Origin of the sequence: Mesorhizobium sp. WSM3626 (assembly GCF_000513935.1) — a bacterium.
In the GTDB taxonomy this organism is placed as follows: Bacteria; Pseudomonadota; Alphaproteobacteria; order Rhizobiales; family Rhizobiaceae; genus Mesorhizobium; species Mesorhizobium salmacidum.
The window spans coordinates 19,997-38,707 of sequence record NZ_AZUY01000039.1 but is presented as its reverse complement, the minus strand read 5'-3'; the positions used below and the strand labels follow the sequence as shown (position 1 = coordinate 38,707).

Here is an 18,711-nt window from a genome sequence, read left to right as displayed (position 1 = left end):
ACAAGATGTTGGGGTCACAAAAGCTACGCAAACGAATCCTTGACGGCTCGAAACGAGTCGCCTTTTATAGGCCATGCGCTCCTGTTGAGAGCGCGACCGGAAAGTTCTGAGCCCGGTCTTTTTCCCGGATTATGTGCGTTTTGCCCGCATTTCCGCCTGTTTACGAGGCCGGCGGAAGCGTTGGGATCGTGGGTGGTGGGGCGACGAAAGGGAGAATTGTCGGACTGGAATAAATTGTCTGTTAATACTATATTTAGTGTTTGCAGCTAGGTTCGACGCTAGATAGTGTGAACTTCCCTCGGATGAGGGAATCGAAAAATTCAGTTTTGAGGGACCCGCGGGGTCGATTGGCAGCCTCGGCAAATGCCCGGCAAGCGTTTTGTCGTGTGCGTGGCCGCGCCTGCGAAGAGGAGATGCCGGCATTGTTCGCGATGCCGGCAAACGGCGGACTGCGCGTTTCGTCTTTTGGGGGGCAGAAATCCCCCGATGAAAGCGCTATATATAGACAAAGGGACCGGACCAATGCGCATCGAGCGTCGTTTCACCAAGCCAGGACATGCAGGCCAAGAAGGGGCCGCTTATGCGGAGATCGAATTCCGCAAGGCGCTTTCCGAGATCAAGAATCCGGATGGCTCGGTGGTGTTCCGCTTGGACAACATCGACGTGCCGGCGCAGTTCTCCCAGGTCGCAGCCGACATCCTGGCCCAGAAATATTTCCGCAAGGCCGGCGTTCCCGCGCGCCTGAAGAAGGTCGAGGAGAACGACGTCCCCTCCTTCCTGTGGCGCTCCGTCGCCGATGAGGCCGAGCTCGCCAAGCTGCCGGAAGCCGAGCGCTACGGCTCCGAGATCGACGCCCGCCAGGTCTTCGACCGGCTGGCCGGCACCTGGACCTATTGGGGCTGGAAGGGCGGCTACTTCAAGGCGTCGGAGGAAGACGCGCGCGCCTTCCGCGACGAGCTTGCCTATATGCTGGCGACGCAGCGCGTCGCGCCGAACTCGCCGCAATGGTTCAACACCGGCCTGCACTGGGCCTATGGCATCGACGGCCCAAGCCAGGGCCATTTCTATGTCGACCCCTTCACGGGCAAGCTGACGAAGTCGAAATCCTCCTATGAGCATCCGCAGCCGCATGCCTGCTTCATCCAGGGCGTGCAGGACGACCTCGTCAACGAGGGCGGCATCATGGATCTGTGGGTGCGCGAGGCGCGCTTGTTCAAATATGGCTCCGGCACCGGCTCGAACTTCTCGCTGCTGCGCGGCGAAGGCGAAAAGCTGTCCGGCGGCGGCCGCTCGTCCGGCCTGATGAGCTTCCTCAAGATCGGCGACCGCGCGGCGGGCGCCATCAAGTCGGGCGGCACGACGCGCCGCGCCGCGAAAATGGTCATCGTCGACGCCGACCACCCCGACATCGAGGAATTCATCGACTGGAAGGTCAATGAAGAGCAGAAGGTCGCCTCGCTGGTGACCGGTTCCAAGATCGTCAAGAAGCATCTCGAAGCGATCATGAAGGCTTGCGTCAATTGCGAAGGCCATGACGACGACTGCTTCGATCCGGCCGTCAACACGGCGCTGAAGCGCGAAATCAAGGCGGCCAAGAAATCGGCGGTGCCGGAAAACTACATCTACCGCGTCATCCAGTTCGCCAAGCAGGGCTACAAGTCGATGTCGTTCAAGACCTACGACACCGACTGGGATTCTGACGCCTACCTCACCGTTTCGGGCCAGAACTCCAACAATTCGGTGTCGCTGAAGGACAACTTCCTGCGCGCCGTCGAGACCGACGCCGACTGGCACCTGACCGCCCGCAAGGACGGCAAGGTCTTGAAGACGCTGAAGGCGCGGGACCTCTGGGAAAAGATCGGCTACGCCGCCTGGGCGTCGGCGGATCCCGGCCTGCACTTCAACACGACGATGAACGACTGGCACACCTGCGCTTCGGCCGGTGCGATCCGGGCCTCCAACCCGTGCTCGGAATACATGTTCCTCGACGACACGGCCTGCAACCTCGCCTCGATCAACCTGCTCCCCTACCGCAATGCCGACGGCACGATCGATATCGCTGCCTACGAGCACACGGTGCGGCTGTGGACCATGGTTCTCGAAATCTCGGTGATGATGGCGCAGTTCCCGTCGAAGGAGATCGCCAAGCTCTCCTACGACTACCGCACGCTGGGCCTCGGCTATGCCAATATCGGCGGCCTGCTGATGACTTCGGGCATTCCCTACGATTCCGACGAGGGCCGCGCCATCTGCGCCGCGCTGACCGCTATCATGACCGGCGTCGCCTACTCCACCTCGGCGGAAATGGCTTCCGAGCTCGGCGCCTTCCCCGACTATGACCGCAACGCCCAGAACATGCTGCGCGTCATGCGCAACCATCGCCGCGCCGCCTATGGCGACAAGGACGGTTACGAAAAGCTCGCCGTCAATCCGGTGCCTCTCGTGGCGTCGGACCTGAAGCAGCAGGATTTGGCGACCCACGCCAAGGCCGCATGGGACCGCGCCATCGAGCTCGGCGAGGAGCATGGCTACCGCAACGCGCAGGCAACCGTCATCGCGCCCACTGGCACGATCGGCCTGGTCATGGATTGCGACACCACCGGCATCGAGCCCGACTTCGCCCTGGTAAAGTTCAAGAAGCTCGCCGGCGGCGGCTATTTCAAGATCATCAACCGCGCCGTGCCGGAGGCGCTGCGCACGCTCGGCTATTCCGAGAGCCAGATCGCCGAGATCGAGGCCTATGCGGTCGGCCACGGCAATCTCAACCAGGCGCCGGCCGTCAACCCCGGTTCGCTCAAGGCCAAGGGCTTCACCGACGACAAGATCGCTGCGCTCAACGCCGCGCTGAAGTCGGCCTTCGACATCAAGTTCGTCTTCAACCAGTGGACGCTCGGCGCCGACTGGGTGAAGGAGACTTTCGGCTTCACCGACGAGCAGCTCAACGACTTCTCGTTCGAAATGCTGCCGGCGCTGGGTTTCTCCCGGAAGGACATCGAGGCCGCCAACATCCATGTCTGCGGTGCGATGACGCTGGAAGGCGCGCCCTTCCTCAAGGCCGAACACCTCCCCGTGTTCGACTGTGCCAGCCCGTGCGGCAAGATCGGCAAGCGCTCGCTTTCGATCAACAGCCATATCCAGATGATGGCGGCCGCCCAGCCCTTCATTTCCGGCGCCATCTCCAAGACCATCAACATGCCGAACGACGCGACGGTGGAGGATGCCAAGAGCGCCTACATGCTGTCGTGGAAACTGGCGCTGAAGGCGAACGCGCTCTATCGCGACGGCTCGAAGCTGTCGCAGCCGCTCAATGCCTCGCTGCTCGCCGATGGCGAGGAGGATGAGGACGATGCGATCGAGCAGCTGATCCAGGCACCGGCTGCGGCGCGCGCGGCGCAAGTGACCGAGAAAATTATCGAGCGCGTCGTCGAACGTCTCTACCGCGACCGCGAAAAGCTGCCGAACCGCCGCAAGGGCTACACCCAGAAGGCGGTTGTCGGTGGCCACAAGGTCTACCTGCGCACGGGCGAGTTCGATGACGGGCGCCTCGGCGAGATCTTCATCGACATGCACAAGGAGGGCGCTGCTTTCCGCGCGATGATGAACAACTTCGCCATCGCCATTTCGCTCGGCCTGCAATATGGCGTGCCGCTCGACGAATATGTCGAAGCCTTCACCTTCACCAAGTTCGAGCCGGCCGGCATGGTACAGGGTAACGACGCGATCAAGAATGCCACGTCGATCCTCGACTACGTGTTTCGCGAACTGGCTGTGTCCTACCTCAGCCGCCACGATCTCGCCCATGTCGACCAGTCAGATTTCGACAAGACTGCACTTGGCCGAGGCATCACCGAAGGCAAGGCGACGCCGTTCTCGAAGGGCCTAACGCGGGGTGTTTCGCCGGTGAAGCTGGTGTCGGGTGCCAGCGCCGAACCGAAAGGTTTTGGTGGAGTTTCGAGCCCCTCGGCTCCTGCCCGGACCGTGACGACTGCTTTTTCTGGATCCAACGTGCTGACGCTCAAGCCCGCCAGCGACGAGGCCATCGCCTACAAGCGTGACTATGAGGAGCGAGCCAGGGAACTGGTCGAGGACATTGTCTACGAGGAGCAGGCCGACGAGGCTTCAGGCGCCTCGGCACTGTTCACAGACGCCGCCGCCCATGAAGCAGCCGAGGCGAAGGCGCTTGCCGCGACCCGCCGCCAGCAATCACTGATGCAGGGCTACACCGGCAACGAATGCTCCGAATGCCACAACTTCACCATGGTGCGAAACGGCACCTGCGAGAAGTGCGATACGTGTGGTTCGACGAGCGGGTGCAGCTGAGAAAACTATAGCCCGACCTCTTTGGTCGGGCTTTATTTTGAAGAATAATTTCACCTCAAGGTGAAAAGCTGGGAGAAAAATATGGCCAACCAAAATCTCACGCCTTTCGGGTCAGCCTGTCGAGATATTCGCATAACCACCAAAATGAGGATGATCGACCAAGCAAAGCAGTTCGCTTGTTCTCCGTCCTTTATTTCGGCTGTCGAAACAGGGGAAAAGCAACCTCCAGAAGGCTATGTCCAACGCTTTTGCGAATGGCTCAAACTAGATAAAGTAACAAATAAACACCTGCAAATACTCGCAGATTCTAGATCGAACGTTATTCGTTTCGTACCCGTGGACAAAGAACGGGCGGCGCTGGCTCGCAGGCTTTTTAGAACTATAAATAAAATGTCGCCTGACGACATTCGAAAATTAAACATGTCCCTTAATGGAGACGAAAAATGAGTCACGACTACTGTGTGCCGGCCAAAAGCCGCATTGGTGTAGAGCAAGTGGCTGCGGCTTGGCGGCAGGCACTGCGTATTCCAATGGATTGTCAAGCGCCGGACATGGTGGCGTTGCTGGAAAATGAGATGCCGAAATTATTTGGCCACTTCGCACTTCTGGTGAAAGAAGATCATCGCATGAGTGGCGCTGAAGGTTACACTGAATTTGCGCCTCCAAAGATCGTACTTTCCGAAAGCACCTATCTCGACGCGTGCAATTTCGGCGGCAGAGGCAGATGGACAGCGGCTCACGAACTTGGACATCTCGTCCAGCATGAGTGCGCGGTACCGATGGAGCGCGCTCCCGCAAAATACTCAAAAATGAAGGAACTTCCCGCCTATGCGAGTGCCGAGTGGCAAGCAAACGCATTTGCTGCGGCATTCCTTATGCCAGAGTGGCTGATCCGCGAATTCACCAGTGTTTCTGAGGTCGTAGATTTTTTCTCGGTAAGTCGCAAAGCGGCTGAACGTCGCCTGGACGAGCTGAAGCTATCGGAAAAGCGGATACTTTCAGTCGAAATCCGAAATACGATCGAGACTTGGAAAAAGAACGACAGAGGCAATTCGGAAAACACCGAAGCCGACTCCTGAGAGCCGGCTTCGGATACCGCGAAAAAGCCGAAGCCCACGCGGGGCGAAGAGTTTGGTTTCCCTCTCCTGTAGCAAGGTTATTATAGGGGAATCTGACGCTCGGAGTCGAGGTAGCTTTGGTGCAATGCATCTATGAGAAAATGAGATGGCAAACAAAGAGCGTAAAACCTTCGACCTAGGCCGGGACTCCAAAACGGGTCATTTTATCCCAGTGAAAGAAGCCGAGCGCCGGCCCAATACCACGACCGTCGAACGGGTGCCAAAACCTGGATACGGGGACACGAGAAACGAATCGTCTCGGAAAAAATAGTCCAACACAACGAGCACCTTCTCCCTGGAGGGAGAAGGTGTCCGGTAAAGTGAAGCAAATAGTTACCCCACCGGCAACATCCGCAACGTCTGCTCATCAAACATCGGCTCGTCCTGACCGACGCGGACAAACAGCAGCTTGCGCCCCTCACCCGCCGGCACCTCGAAATACTGGATGCCGTCGGGCATTTCGCCCCATTCGCCGCAGGGCGGCTCGGGAACCCCGTCATTGGCGAGCGCCTTCAACTTCTTGGCATAGGCAGCATTAGGACTGAATGTGTAACGCTTGACGTCCGCAGGCACGGTGCCCTCGGTGTAAGGCGTCAGCACACAGCGGGCGCTGACGGCCTTGTCGGTCTTTTCAAGGAACAGCCGCTGCACGGCAGCATCGGCGGTTTCGCCTGATTTGATGTCGAACACCTCGACAAGCGGGTCGGCCGCGCCGCCATCGCTGTACTTGATGGCGAGCGCATTGCCGACGAATTCGAAATGAATCTGGCGGAAGCCAAAATCACAGCGCTGTACCCAGGCGGCGAGCCCGATATTTTTGTCCCTCAGCCTTTCCCAAACACATTTGTCGATGGGCGGGCGCGACGGCGCCGGTTCGCCCGCCACAACGGGAATCGATGCGGACGCAAGCAGGGCACAGGTCAAGCTGATCAGTCTCATCGCGCTATTCATCGCTGCATCCCGTCAGCACAAAGGCATCCCAGGCCGTGCCGTCGGGGTTGGCGTTGGCGAAATCCGGCCATTCGGCGAACGTCGCACCGAACTCCGGCAGCAGCAGCCCTTTCGGCGCCGGTGTCGCTTCGCGGGAATTCAGTTGCTCGGCGCCGCCTCCGGTCAGGGCGTAGACCTGCCCGTCCCATATCCTGCACAGCCCGCTGCCGTCCTGAAGGCCCGCTTCGCGGTCGTCGTCGGTGCAGGCGTGGCGGATGGTGCCGAGCGGAAATGAATTTTTGCCGTTGGTCCAGGTGATGTCCGCCGGCAGACTTATGTCGGTATGGGGCACGGTCAGCGAGAACACCTGCGTCGTCAGTGCCGCCGGTTCGTTGTCGAGCGGCCGGAATTGCATGACCGCGCCCGAACGTGGCTCCCGATAGGTGGCATGGCTCAGGAGGCATTCCCTGGCGCTCGCCGCTTGCATGAGCCCGATCGAACCCAGGACAACAAAGGCCAGTTTGCGAATGATCATCGAAATCTCGGAGACAGCGTTGTGAAGCAGGGCCGGCTGCGCCGGGCTACCCAGTCTCGCATCATCCGTGCAAAACCATAAACGAAATCCGGAACCGCTGTGTCTATCGCACCTCGATCGAAAACTTGCCCCACACATACCCGCAATCTGTATGATCAGCCACAGCGGCCCAAGAGACAAAAGATGCAGCGTTTGGCAATGATCATAGCGATCTCCGCAACTACGATTGTGCCGGCCGCAGCGGCAGCGCCCTATGTCGGGACGTGGTCCAGGGACAGGTTGAACTGCCATGCGACCGCAGACGTCCAGCGCCAGACTGTCTTCACGGTGGATCAGTCGGCCCTGTCGTTTCCCAACCTCGGCTGCGAGCACGCGAGCTTCCGCGGAACCGCCACCGGTTGGATCGTTCGCGCCAGCCAGTGTTATGGCGAGGACCCATCGCTCGACGAACCCTTTTCGCGCATCATCCATATCAGAAGAGATGGCGCGACGGTGCGGTTGACCTGGCGGGGATTCGACAGCGGACCTCTCGTCCGCTGCTGAAGGCGGCGACGCTTAGACCAGCCCGACCAGCAACGCCGCGCCGCCGAGAAAGCCTGCTGAACAGACCCACAGCAGCCAGAGCCCGCGCACCCGGCATTCGAGCACCGCCGAGGCGGGATTGGCGGGGTCATAGTGCACGTCGACCTTGCCGCCCTCAACATACCGCCTCGCCTGACCGCCGACGAGGCCGGGCAGCGAGGCCGTCACGCTGGCGCCGAAAGCGACACGATCGGCACTGTAGCGCTGTCCGGCGATACCATAGCTGTAGACGATGCGGGATTTGAAGACAGTGCGCCAAGGCCGGTATCCCACGCCTTCGAACCGGTCGCGGATCTTGATCGCCTGCAGGCCGGACGCATCGATACGGCCGGCGGTGGTCGGCCATTTTGTCGCCTGCTCGGCCATCGATTTCTGGGCAAAGCCCATGCGCAGCACAAAAAGACCCATGAACAGCAGGAATGCCGCGGCACCGAGGTTCTGCGGCTTAGGCAAATGCGGCCCGATTGCCTCCAGCACGCCACCGACGGAAAACACCAGCACCAGCGCACCGACCACCAGCCCCGCCGAAAGCTGGATCATGAACTTGAAGGCACCGTCCGGCATGGTGCGCTCGATCACGGCCTTGCCCGGGCTGGACGGGTCATAGAACACGGTTACCGCCGCGCCGCGCGGAAACCGCGCAAGGGTTTCGGCGACTTCGAAATTTCCGAGGTTCTCCTGCACGCTGTAGTGCGAACTTTGATATGTCTTGCCGCCCACCTTGTACTCATAGGTGACGGCCGGGAAATTGCGGATTTCGGTCGAAGTGCTGCTTTCCGAGCCAGTGCCGGAGCTCGTCACCTCGCGCGCCTCGACGCGCGACGAGACGATCTTTCCAGGCGTCGGCAACCAGCGGCTGGCCGCCTTGACCTCTCGCCATTTCAGGAAGGTGACGATCGACAGCATGCCGGCGACCGTGCAGGCAAAGCCAACCAATAGAAATTTGAGCTCCAACTCGTCCCCCCCGACGACCAAGAGTGCAGCAGCCCACATATAGACAGCACGGCGACGAAAATGTCTTGTCTATTCGCAAGATTGGGAGATGAACGCCGGCAAGGCCATCCGCACGATGACGTGATAAAAGGGCTACTTGACGATCGACCCGATCGGATAAAATCCAAGAAGACAACAGCCGGGACGATGCGCATGAGTGACAAAGCCGACGACGAACCCGATATCGTGAACCAGCTCGCCTATGTCAGGGCCGACCCAACCCAGCACGACACGCTGACGCTTCTCGCCATGATCGATGCCGCGATCGCCGAGATCATGAGCCTGAGGACGAAGCTGCGGCTGAGCGAGGAAAAGCACAGCGGGAGCAACCAGTTCCGATAGGCCGGGAATGAGCGCCTGGGCGACGGACGGTCCTAGTTCGAGTCAGCCATCATCTGCCGGCCGCCGCCGCCGGCCCAGGCGCGCCATTGCCGCTCATCGCCATGGAAGACGTTGAGATCGATGCGGCCGGTCACGCCATGCGACAGGCCGGAGCCGGAATACTGCCAGAACAGCCACTTGCGATCGGGATAGACCTTTGACGGGTGCCGGGCCACGGCGCGCAGCCAGAACGGGTAGTCCGGGAAGGCGCCCTGAAGGTTGTCTCGGTAGAAATCCGGCGCCGTGTAGATGATTGGCCGCTGGCCGTAGTGGCGCTCCAGCTTGTCCGTGAACACCTGCATCTTCTCCAGCACCTTTTCGCGCGACGGCCGCCGCTGGCAGCTGGAGTCGCCGTTCCACTCGACGTCGATCACCGGCGGCAGCGCGCCCTCGACCTTGGGTACGTTGCGGATGAACCAGTCGGCCTGCTCGCCGGCGGTGCGGCACCAGTAGAAGAAGTGATAGGCGCCGCGCTTGAGGCCGGCGGCGTCGGCGCCGCGCCAGTTCCTGGCGAACATCGGGTCGAGATGATCGCCGCCGTCGGTCGCTTTGATGTAGGCGAAATTGGCGCCCTGGGCGCGCAGCTTCTCCCAGTTCACGTTGCCTTGCCAGCGCGACACGTCGACACCGTGCACGGCAAGGTGACGGGGCGACGAGCGGCCGAAATTGATCGGCTTGGCATCGCGGAAGCCGTAGCGCGTGACCGGGCCTGCAAGCATGGGCGGTACCGCCCGCGACAACAGCTTCGGCGGGGACACCAGGGCAGCCTCCTCGATCGGTGGCTCGACGCTGTCGGGCAGTTCGGCTGCGGGAAACGCCACCGTCTCCTCCTCCGCCAGGCCAAAGGGCCGAGCGGTGTCGTCCTCGGGCGCAACCTCGACCCGATCGCGAGCCGCGTTTGCCTTGGCCCGCGGAACGGATGCGATCGGCGCGCTTGGCCGAACAACCGAACTGGTGGTTTCACTGGATGGCTTCTGCATGTCGAGCGCATCCATGCCCGATGTCGACGAACAGCCGGCAAGGCACAGCGATGCGATCACGAAACTGATGACGCCTGGTAACCGCATCTGGACCTGTACTCAAAACACAACAGACCGAAGGCAACGGCCGACGGACAACCAGACGAGTTATGAACGAGAAATTACCAATAAAGATTGAATCAAGTTTTTTACCATAGCTGTGGCCCCTTTCAGACAGCCGCCGGCAGCGGTCCGGCCAAGCCTTGACAGCGCCATGATGTGGCTGTTGAGAACGGCATGCGGCGTTTGCGCCGGCGTTCCCAAGATTCCTGACAAGGCGCCGGGCCACGCGGCTGGCTCGTCAACGACAAGCTCGACGAACTCAGGGGCCTGCTCGACAGCGGCAGCTGAGGAACACTTTCAAAAGGGAGCTTTCGTGCAGTCGTTTATCGACCAGAGCGTTTGTTTCATAGAGAACCATCAGGCCTGGGCGGGCCTCGTGGTCGGCTTGCTGGCCTTCGGCGAATCGCTGGTGCTGGTCGGCATCCTGTTGCCCGGCACCACGGTGCTGATCATCGTCGGCGGCCTGGTGGGCGCCGGTATCGTCGAGCCGCTGCCGGTTCTCCTCGCCGCGATGATCGGTGCGACGCTCGGCGACACCATCTCCTATTTTCTCGGCAAATGGCTCGGGCGCGGCGTCGTCCACAAATGGCCGCTCAGCCGCTATCGCCGCGAGATCGCCAGGGCGCGCCTGTTCTTCCAGCGCTACGGTTTCGCCGCGGTTTTCGTCGGCCGCTTCTTCGGTCCGGTGCGTGCCACCGTGCCGCTGGTCGCGGGCATGATGGGGATGAACAGACGCCGCTTCCAGATTGCCAACATCCTGTCGGCGATCGTCTGGGCGCCGGTCGTGCTGTCGCCTGGATGGCTGGTGGCGAAAGGGGCCGACAATCTGCCCGAACTCGACGCGACCAGCCTGTTCGGCTTGGCGGTGATCGCGGCCATGGTGGCGGCGATCATCGTCGCCATAATTGTCATCAGGCCGCGAGGCAGGCGCGATACACGGGCTTAGCGCGTATCGCGATCCAGGGCGCCAAGCATCAGCGCCTCCTGAAGACGCCGATCATCGGCCCCAGGTTCCAGTAGTCGTCGTTGCGGCCGATGGCCGGAGCGAGCAGGCTCGATATCGTGCCGTCGAGAAAGAGCGCGTTGTCGCAACCGAGCGCGTCGCGAAACAGGCGGGCGAAGGCATGGAACGTCACCGTGCCGTTCGAAATGGCAAAGACGGCAATCCCATCCTTTCGCACCCCGACGCCATCGCGGCTCTTGCGCGACGTGCCGTCGGACCGGAATTTCGGGTGAAGCTGGCCGTCGATCACCAGCATTGGCCCTGATTGGGTCGCATAGTCGGTGGCTGGTCGCTGCCTGACGAAGTCCCTGGTCGCCCGGACCACGGCCTTGCCGCCGCCGATGTAGAAGATGCCATTCGGCTGCAGCGAAAAATTGCCGCTACCCGATCCCGTCTTCACACCGGCCATTTCCTGGCCGTGTTCGACATAGAGGCCGACCGGCCTGAGGTCGGGATGATACATGCCGGCATTGATGGCAAACAGCATGGTACGTCCGGCCGTCCGCTGGGCGTCGTCGAGATTGTGCAACGATTGAAAAGGCTTGCCCGCCGGGTCTTTCCAGAACAGTTCGATCGAATACAGTTTTGGATCGACCTCGCAGACGAGAAAGCTCGCCGCCTCGAAGGCGACGTCACGGCACGGCGGCACCGAAGCGAACCACTGGCCGAATGCCACCGTCGTGGCGACCGCGTGCGGCAACGCGGCCTTGAGCAAGGCCAGCAACAAGGGTGCCGAATGCAGGAGTGTCAAAAAATCCATGCGCGTTCCGGATTGTCGGTTCCAACGAACTGTCGTGGATAGCACCGCTTGCCGGCACGATGAAGGATTTGCTTGAGGGGGAGCGTGGACTACAGCCCGGACGGCCCGCGGCGGCTATTTGACGGCGCTGACCAGCTTCTCTTCGCCGGCAAGAATGGAGACCCAGTGCCCGGTGTCGTCGCTCGCCTGTCTTTTTAGATAGCGATACGGCGTCTGGTTCCAGAGACGAACCTTGTCGACAAGATTGTCGAGGATGAAGTCGCCCTTGTCGGTACGCACCGTCAGCACGGCATGGCCTTCGCCGTCCGGCTTGCGAACCACCGTCATCAGGAGGTTGGCTATGGCAATGCCCAGGCTGTTGAGCTCACGCCGCTTTTCCAGCGCGTAATCCTCGCAATCGCCGAAGCCATTGTCCGGATAGGCCCACCATTCCTCCTTGCCGTAATTGTCCATGTCGCTCATCGGCTTGACGCGCGCGTTGACCGAAAGGTTTACGGCGTTGATCTCCCGCGACAGCCTGGCGGTCAAGCGCGCCGGCTCGCTGTCGGGTGAACGGATCGAGCACTCGGCGGAATGGATCTTGCAGAAATCATAGTGGCCGATCGGCTGGGAGGTCGAGCCGCCGACAACCATGGAAACGGGAGCCGCGTAGGCGGAATTTGCCGCCGAACAGAAAGCAATCAGGCCAATCGCAAGCCCCAGCCCCTTCGCCTTCCGGCGCCAACCCATCGAGGATGCCATCCGGCCCCGCCCATCTGTTTTGTTAACAGAACGTTAAGGGCGGATATTGCCGGGAGTCAATGAAGGCGTCCGATCACATCTTCGGGCATGGGTTGATGCTCTCCTGGCGGTTGCAGCCGCGCAACACCGGAGGCGTGCCGGTCCGGCCTAGACAAGCCACCCCATCGCCACGCCCATCAGCAGAACGAGCCCGAGCACACCGCGATAGATAACAAAAGGCCATGCGGAGAAGCGTTCGAGCACGCGCATCAGGCTCCAGATGGCGAAAAAGGCCGATATCGAGGCCACGAGCAAGCCCAGACCGAGAACCGACCATCCATGGGCATCGAGATGCACCTTGTGCAGCTCCCACAATTCCTTGAGGCCGGCGAGCGCGATGGCCGGCAGCCCGAGCAGGAACGAGAAACGGGCCGCCTCCGCCCGCTTGAAGCCAAGCCCCAGTGCCGCCGTCAGGGTCGAGCCGGAACGGGAAACACCGGGTATCAAGGCACCGATCTGAGCGACGCCGACCAGCAATGCATCGGCCCGCGACGCGTCGGCCATGGTGCGCCGATGGCGGGCAAAGATTTCCGCCAGCCCCAGCAGGACCGCCATGGCGATACAGGCCCAGGCAATTACTGTCAGGCTGCGCAACGGCGAATTGCAGGTGTTGAGAACGCCCGAGAGCGCCACGCCGGCGATGACGATGGGGATCGTCGCCAGCACGATCCACAGCACCAGACGGAAATGCCGGTCGGCAAAATCGCGGCGCGTGAGGGCGGCGAGTGACCCGAACAAAAGATCCCTCACGTCGCCCCAGAAATAGCTGACCACGGCGGCAAGGGCCGCCAGTTGCATGGCGGCGGAGAAAGCGGAGCCCGGATCCTGCCATCCAAGCACGGCCGGCACGATGCGCATATGGGCGGTTGAGGAAATCGGCAGCAGTTCCGTGATTCCTTGCACCAGGCCAAGGAATGCGACCTTGGCAAAGCCAAGGCCGACAAAGCCCGTGTCGACGCCTTGCGTGCAGATATCAGCCATGTCGGGTTCCATACGGGAGGGATCGGACTAGCGAATGCATCGATGGCGATCGGTGCCCAGCAAGCCATATCGTCATGTAGCGTAGAATCAATTTACGGATTTGTAAGCTGGCGCCGCCGCGTCAGCCGCGCACGGTTCAAACCGACCCGAAGGGCCGGCGATGCTCCCATGGGTGGAGGTTGGCAAGACGATTACGGGCAAAGCCAGAGTTTCTGGCAGGTCTTGGCAATTACATGCGCGGGCGGCACGACAGGTTCCTCCGCGGATGGCCGGCGAGCCCGCTCGAGCAGCATGCGCACCTGTTCCGGGCGCACACGGTCACGCTCCATCACAAGCAGGACCATCGGATCGCTCAAAAGCTCGTCCAGGGTGCTGATGCTGTCGTTCATCCGTCGTCTCCTCGAATGCCGGGCCCGCGACGCTTAGATAGGATGACAAAGATGGCCCGCCAATGACGCTTTGCCGGCTATCGCGTGTCTCTTTGGACTATTTTTTGGTCATCCTGGGGCACGTCCTCCTGTTGACGGGAAGGAGGAAGCCTAGGCCGGCGGAGCGCCTTCATATTGCGGCAGGCCGTCGTCCAGCATCACCCAGGGCTGTTTCGAGGTGGTCCAGATATGCATCTGGGGCCTGAACAGCGACGGGTCGTCGAGCGAACCGGTCGTAAGGCCGATGATGCCGGCGGAATCGCGCCGCGAAAACATCGTCGTTCCGCAGTTCGGGCAAAAACCACGCTTGAGATCCGGCGAGGTGTTGACCGTGGCCAACGGACCCTCGACCGTTACATCATCGATGCGGAACAGAACGCGCGCATTGAAGGCCGCGCCGATCACCTTCTGGCAGAGCCGGCAATGACAGATGCGCTCGTTGATGGGGTCGGCGTCGGTGCGGTAGCGCACCGCCCTGCACAGGCATCCGCCCTCATATTTTGCCATCGTCTGGATCCATTGGTGGAATGAACAGGCGGCAAGGTAGCGGCGAGACCGATTGGGTCAATTGAAAAGCTTTGATACAAGCTCATCGATTATCGTGATGTGGCAGGACCGTCATGACAGCGGACATCGAAAGAATCGGCATTGCGGCTCTGTTCGGACCGCCCTCGCCCGCCCGCGACCGCTGCGACGCCAGGATCATGGCCGCCGCGGCTGGCATCGGTTTCATGGCGGTTCGGGATTTTCCCGGCGATGACTGGCTGACGCCGGACAAGCGCGCGCAAGTGCTGCGCATCTTTTCGCTTCCCGACACCGAGAAGCAGAAACTGCTGCGCTGGAATTTCGATCACACGAAGAAGAATTTCTACCGCGGCTGGTTTCCGCTGCAGCCGCAAGCCGTTTCCTACAAGGAAGGTATCGACATGGGGCCGGACCTTGCCGACGCGGCGCGACTGTCAGCCTCCGACGATCCCTTGTGCGAGCCAACACCACTGCCGGCCGAAAATGCGCTGCCAGGCTGGCGCACCGCCGCAGCCGACTACTATCGCGCGATGGAGACGGTCGGCACCATGCTGATGCGGTCGATCGCCCGCGGGCTTGGCCTGCCTGAACTGATCTTTGATGCCTATTTCGACGGTGGCATCTCGACGCTGCGCCTGATCCGCTATCCCCTGCGTGACGCCAATGCCGTCGTCGATACCGGCGGGCCGGAGTTTTCGGTGATCCACAAGGGCGAGACGCGCACCATCATCGGCCGCGAACATGCCGATTCAGGCTTCGTCACTTTGCTGGCGCAGGACGGCGTCGAAGGCTTGCAAGCGAAGAACCTCGCCGGCGAATGGATCGACGTGCCTCCAGCCAACGGCACGCTGGCGGTCAATTTCGGCCAGTTGCTGGAACACTGGACCGGCGGCCGCGTGCTGGCGACACGGCACCGGGTCATTGCGCCGAAAACGGTGCGGTTCTCTATACCGTTCTTCTACGAGCCGCGTGTCGATGCGGAGATCTCGCCTCTGCCGTTGGACGACGCCGAACCGTTCGAGCCGTTTCTCTACGGTGACTATCTCTGGGAGTCGGCGACGAACTTCGTCGAGATGAGCGGCATCAAGCATCTGAGGCAGCCGCGCCGAGCCAAGGCTTCCTGAACAACTCGCCGGCCGTCTCGCTGGAGACGGCCGGCGGAGATGGTGGAGGTCATTCGGCTTCGCCGACCACCTCGTCCCAGCTCTTCACCTTGGTCTCACCGTTGAGGAACGGCAGCGCGGCGGCCGTCAGTTCCGGGGCGAAGAAGACGTCGTAGTGGGTGCGGTTGGGCAGGATCGCCAGACGGTTCTGCGACAGGTTCTCGCGCATCCAGCCGGCATCCTTCAGACCGCCGCCGAGCATCTGGTAGAACTTGATCTCATGCTCGGGCTTGTACATATCGCTGTCGCCGTAAGCGAGCATGACCGGCATCTTGAGCTTGGGAACATCGGCCGAGAAGTCGTAGTTCTGGCGCATGAAATTGCCGAGCGCGTCGAGCAGTTTCGGGAAGTCTTCCGGATGCGGCGCGACGGCGACATAGGATTTGTACATCGGCGTGTCTTTCATGAACGCCGCCGCGGCGGCGCTCACCTGCGCCTGCTGCGGACGCATCTCGTCGTAAAAGCCGTCGGCCGCATAGCCTGTCGAGACAAGGACCAGCCGGCGCACAGCCTCGGGATGCTGGACCGCCATGCGGAAGGCAACGTCGCCGCCCAGCGAATAGCCCATGACGTCGACCTTGTCGTAACCGAGTGCCTTGACGATACCGGCCATGTCGTCGCCGATCGCCTGCAGACTGAATGGCCGGTCGCCAAGCGCCGTGCGGCCGTGCCCCTGCAGGTCGACCCCGATGACGGTGCGGTTTTCGGCAAGCTTGGGCAGGATCGGCGCGAACATATCGAAGGAGCCGAGGCCGCCATGCAGCAGAAGCAGCGGCTCACCCTTCCCATAGACGGCGTAATAGTAGTTCACGCCGTTGATCGGCAGCAGGCCGGATTTTTGCGGCTTCGGCAGTGTTGTCGTTTCGGTCGTCATGGCAGGCTTTGACTCCTCTGTGTTGGCTGGGCCCGACGCGGCCACCAAGGCTGCGAGCGAGGCAAGAATGGCGATAAAAGTCGATCTGGACATGTCGGGTCTCCTCCGGTTCTGCCCAAGGACGAGCGAACACGGCGCGGGCCGACATGGTCTGTGGAAATTTTGTCTGGCGAGGATCAGCCAGGCATTGTCGGCCGGCTAAAAACTGCGCGTCAGTGGCGCTTGGCTTGCACCAGATAGGCTTCGATCTCTGACTCGCCGAGCCATTTGGCGGCCTCCAGACGATGCAGTCCTTCGACAAGTATGTGCCGCTTCCCGTCATGGCGGACCTGGATCGGCATCTTCATGCCGTTTTCCAGTATATCCTCGGCCAGATGCCGGACGGTTTCGGGGTGCAGCGTCTTCTTGCGCGCGGTGGGCACGTAGATATCGTCAACCTTGACCTTTTGCACCCTGAGCATGCCTGTCCCCGTGGCGGAACCGCCGCCGCCCTCTGAGATAGTCCGTTTGCTGAGCGCGGCCAAGGGTGCGGCTAACGAATGCTGGCATGATCGTTTCTATTTGACGCCTGGCCGGCGGATCGCCGAAATGGCGCCTCCGATGGGCCAGGGCTTCATGATCAACCTGCCGACCGAATTCCCCGATTTCGGGCTGACGCCCGAGCAACGCCGCCACGCCGTGCGCGGTCATTATTACGAATGGCCGGGCATGGATGGCGAGCGCGGCGAGATCTGGTGCTACAGTGATCGGTTTTCGTATCGTGCCGGCGAAACCGTGACGCTGCATGTCAGTTCCACGGCTCCGTCCTTCGGCATGACGATCGTTCGGGACGGCGGCGCCGAGACGAGGGCGTTCGAGAAATCGGGCATCGCATCTCGCTGGCAGGACAGTCCGGACCAATGCTCGGCCGAAGGCTGCGGCTGGGAATCCTCCTTTGAATTCCGTGTGGAAAACGACTGGCCGTCCGGCGCCTACCGCGTGACCCTGACCGCCGACGGACGCGACGGCAAGCCGATCCGATCCCACCATCTGTTCATTGTCAGCCCGCAGCCAGGCAAGAAACCCGGCCGTGTTCTGCAGGTGGCGGCGACGGGCACCTGGCTTGCCTACAACACCTGGGGCGGCTCCAACCACTATCAGGGCATCACCGGCCCCGACCGTAACCAGTACTCGCCCATCGTGTCGACGCAGCGCCCCTGGTGCCGCGGCTTCGTCGTGCTGCCCGGGGATGCGCCGCGCGTGCCGTTGGAGGTCGCGGTGCCGCCGAAGACCGCGCCGCGCTATCCGCACATGGAATGGGCGCTCGCCACCGGCCATTCGAAGAAATACGCTTCGTCGGGCTGGGCCAGCTACGACAGCCATTTTTTTCGCTTTGCCGAACGGGCTGGTTACGATGTCGACCTGACAAGCCAGCACGATCTGCATTTTTCGCCCGAGATTCTCGACGGGTATGACTGCGCGGTCTTCGTCGGCCACGACGAATACTGGACCTGGGAAATGCGCGATGCGGTCGACTTCTATGTCGAGCGCGGCGGCCATGCGGCACGCTTTGCCGGCAATTTCATGTGGCAGACCCGGCTGGAGGACGAAGGCCGCCGGCAGGTTTGCTACAAATACCGCGCCCGGGCCGAGGATCCCGCCTATCACGGCGGCGACGTGACACGCGCCACCAATTCCTGGGAAGCGCCCGAAATCGGCCGGCCGGGTTCGGCGACCTTCGGGCTCAACGCCACACGTGGTGTCTATGCCGGCTGGGGTGGCTGCGCGCCACGTGGCGTACGCGGCTTTCCGGTCTATCGGCCCGAGCACTGGGCCTTCGCCGGCACCGGCATCTATTACGGCGACCTGCTCGGCGCCGACAGCCATGTCTATGGCTATGAAGTCGACGGGCTCGATTTCGAGATACGCGGCGGCCTGCCCCATCCGACCGCCACCAGCGGCGCACCCGATGGCTTGCAGGTACTGGCCCTCGGCATGGCCAGCCAGGTCGAGGAAAGCGCCGACATCCCGATCGAGGACCAGTTCCTCACCGACGAGGATGGCCGCTTCACAGCCGAAACCTTGTTCGGTGAGGCGAGCGACGCCAATCTCGAAAAGGTCAAACGCGGCAATGGCATGATCGTCAACTTTCCACGCGGCAAGGGCGAGGTGTTCCACGCCGGAAGCTGCGAATGGGTCGCCGGCCTGCTAAGACAAGACCCGATGGTCGAACGGGTTACCCAGAATGTCCTCGATCGGTATCTTGGAAAGTCCTGA

Annotated in this window: 19 protein-coding genes; 8 read left to right on the top strand and 11 right to left on the bottom strand. The window is 61.6% G+C overall.

Going from position 1 to position 18,711, the window contains the following annotated elements; genetic code table 11:
* The first annotated feature begins 522 nt into the window (after positions 1 to 522).
* From M653_RS0123165 to M653_RS1000000135935, 3 genes are all read left to right on the top strand, one after another.
* On the top strand, positions 523 to 4,320 hold the full coding sequence (locus M653_RS0123165; RefSeq protein ID WP_027145487.1) for a vitamin B12-dependent ribonucleotide reductase: 3,798 nt from the start codon (positions 523 to 525) through the stop codon (positions 4,318 to 4,320).
* Between the two features lie 81 nt (positions 4,321 to 4,401).
* Positions 4,402 to 4,767 (top strand): hypothetical protein, encoded by a 366-nt coding sequence (locus tag M653_RS1000000136880; RefSeq protein WP_156938252.1) that lies wholly within the window; start codon positions 4,402 to 4,404, stop codon positions 4,765 to 4,767.
* Positions 4,764 to 5,399: an ImmA/IrrE family metallo-endopeptidase gene (locus tag M653_RS1000000135935; protein WP_084636820.1), complete on the top strand. Its 636-nt coding sequence runs from the start codon at positions 4,764 to 4,766 to the stop codon at positions 5,397 to 5,399. Before M653_RS1000000136880 ends, M653_RS1000000135935 begins: the two co-directional genes overlap by 4 nt.
* Before the next feature lie 372 nt (positions 5,400 to 5,771).
* Here M653_RS1000000135935 and M653_RS0123150 read toward each other — a convergent pair whose 3' ends face one another.
* On the bottom strand, positions 5,772 to 6,389 hold the full coding sequence (locus tag M653_RS0123150; RefSeq protein ID WP_027145484.1) for a hypothetical protein: 618 nt from the start codon (positions 6,387 to 6,389) through the stop codon (positions 5,772 to 5,774).
* The gene (locus M653_RS0123145) at positions 6,382 to 6,903 is read right to left on the bottom strand and encodes a hypothetical protein (RefSeq protein WP_027145483.1); all 522 of its coding nucleotides are present in this window, start codon (positions 6,901 to 6,903) and stop codon (positions 6,382 to 6,384) included. Before M653_RS0123145 ends, M653_RS0123150 begins: the two co-directional genes overlap by 8 nt.
* Before the next feature lie 183 nt (positions 6,904 to 7,086).
* Here M653_RS0123145 and M653_RS0123140 point away from each other — a divergent pair, with 183 nt between their 5' ends.
* A complete protein-coding gene (locus M653_RS0123140) occupies positions 7,087 to 7,446 on the top strand; it encodes a hypothetical protein (protein WP_027145482.1) in 360 nt (119 codons plus the stop codon).
* A 12-nt stretch (positions 7,447 to 7,458) separates the two neighbouring features.
* On the opposite strand, the gene M653_RS0123135 is transcribed toward M653_RS0123140, so the two are convergent.
* Positions 7,459 to 8,439 carry a DUF3592 domain-containing protein gene (locus tag M653_RS0123135; RefSeq protein ID WP_027145481.1) on the bottom strand — a complete coding sequence of 327 codons (981 nt, stop codon included), beginning with the start codon at positions 8,437 to 8,439 and terminating at the stop codon, positions 7,459 to 7,461.
* Between the two features lie 192 nt (positions 8,440 to 8,631).
* Between M653_RS0123135 and M653_RS0123130 the strand changes: the two genes are divergently transcribed.
* On the top strand, positions 8,632 to 8,820 hold the full coding sequence (locus M653_RS0123130) for a hypothetical protein (RefSeq protein ID WP_027145480.1): 189 nt from the start codon (positions 8,632 to 8,634) through the stop codon (positions 8,818 to 8,820).
* 32 nt (positions 8,821 to 8,852) lie between these two features.
* Here the strand turns inward: M653_RS0123130 and M653_RS0123125 are convergent, their stop codons facing one another.
* The gene (locus tag M653_RS0123125; RefSeq protein ID WP_027145479.1) at positions 8,853 to 9,926 is read right to left on the bottom strand and encodes a GH25 family lysozyme; all 1,074 of its coding nucleotides are present in this window, start codon (positions 9,924 to 9,926) and stop codon (positions 8,853 to 8,855) included.
* Between the two features lie 328 nt (positions 9,927 to 10,254).
* Between M653_RS0123125 and M653_RS0123120 the strand changes: the two genes are divergently transcribed.
* On the top strand, positions 10,255 to 10,887 hold the full coding sequence (locus tag M653_RS0123120) for a DedA family protein (RefSeq protein WP_027145478.1): 633 nt from the start codon (positions 10,255 to 10,257) through the stop codon (positions 10,885 to 10,887).
* Between the two features lie 28 nt (positions 10,888 to 10,915).
* On the opposite strand, the gene M653_RS0123115 is transcribed toward M653_RS0123120, so the two are convergent.
* The 5 genes from M653_RS0123115 to M653_RS0123095 all read right to left on the bottom strand — a co-directional run bounded on the left by M653_RS0123115 (position 10,916) and on the right by M653_RS0123095 (position 14,400).
* The gene (locus M653_RS0123115) at positions 10,916 to 11,704 is read right to left on the bottom strand and encodes a phosphodiester glycosidase family protein (RefSeq protein ID WP_027145477.1); all 789 of its coding nucleotides are present in this window, start codon (positions 11,702 to 11,704) and stop codon (positions 10,916 to 10,918) included.
* Between the two features lie 114 nt (positions 11,705 to 11,818).
* On the bottom strand, positions 11,819 to 12,445 hold the full coding sequence (locus M653_RS0123110; RefSeq protein ID WP_027145476.1) for a transglutaminase-like cysteine peptidase: 627 nt from the start codon (positions 12,443 to 12,445) through the stop codon (positions 11,819 to 11,821).
* Between the two features lie 147 nt (positions 12,446 to 12,592).
* Positions 12,593 to 13,465, bottom strand: a complete 873-nt coding sequence (locus M653_RS0123105; protein WP_027145475.1) for an undecaprenyl-diphosphate phosphatase — start codon at positions 13,463 to 13,465, stop codon at positions 12,593 to 12,595.
* Between the two features lie 191 nt (positions 13,466 to 13,656).
* Positions 13,657 to 13,854, bottom strand: a complete 198-nt coding sequence (locus M653_RS0123100; RefSeq protein ID WP_027145474.1) for a hypothetical protein — start codon at positions 13,852 to 13,854, stop codon at positions 13,657 to 13,659.
* A 150-nt stretch (positions 13,855 to 14,004) separates the two neighbouring features.
* Positions 14,005 to 14,400, bottom strand: coding sequence for a GFA family protein (locus M653_RS0123095; RefSeq protein WP_027145473.1), 396 nt, complete (start codon positions 14,398 to 14,400; stop codon positions 14,005 to 14,007).
* 113 nt (positions 14,401 to 14,513) lie between these two features.
* On the opposite strand from M653_RS0123095, the gene M653_RS0123090 reads away from it, so the two are divergent.
* Positions 14,514 to 15,542: a 2OG-Fe(II) oxygenase family protein gene (locus M653_RS0123090; protein WP_027145472.1), complete on the top strand. Its 1,029-nt coding sequence runs from the start codon at positions 14,514 to 14,516 to the stop codon at positions 15,540 to 15,542.
* A 49-nt stretch (positions 15,543 to 15,591) separates the two neighbouring features.
* Here the strand turns inward: M653_RS0123090 and M653_RS0123085 are convergent, their stop codons facing one another.
* Positions 15,592 to 16,548, bottom strand: coding sequence for an alpha/beta hydrolase (locus M653_RS0123085; RefSeq protein ID WP_027145471.1), 957 nt, complete (start codon positions 16,546 to 16,548; stop codon positions 15,592 to 15,594).
* 119 nt (positions 16,549 to 16,667) lie between these two features.
* A complete protein-coding gene (locus M653_RS0123080; protein ID WP_027145470.1) occupies positions 16,668 to 16,916 on the bottom strand; it encodes a ParB N-terminal domain-containing protein in 249 nt (82 codons plus the stop codon).
* A 154-nt stretch (positions 16,917 to 17,070) separates the two neighbouring features.
* On the opposite strand from M653_RS0123080, the gene M653_RS0123075 reads away from it, so the two are divergent.
* On the top strand, positions 17,071 to 18,711 hold the full coding sequence (locus M653_RS0123075) for a N,N-dimethylformamidase beta subunit family domain-containing protein (RefSeq protein WP_027145469.1): 1,641 nt from the start codon (positions 17,071 to 17,073) through the stop codon (positions 18,709 to 18,711).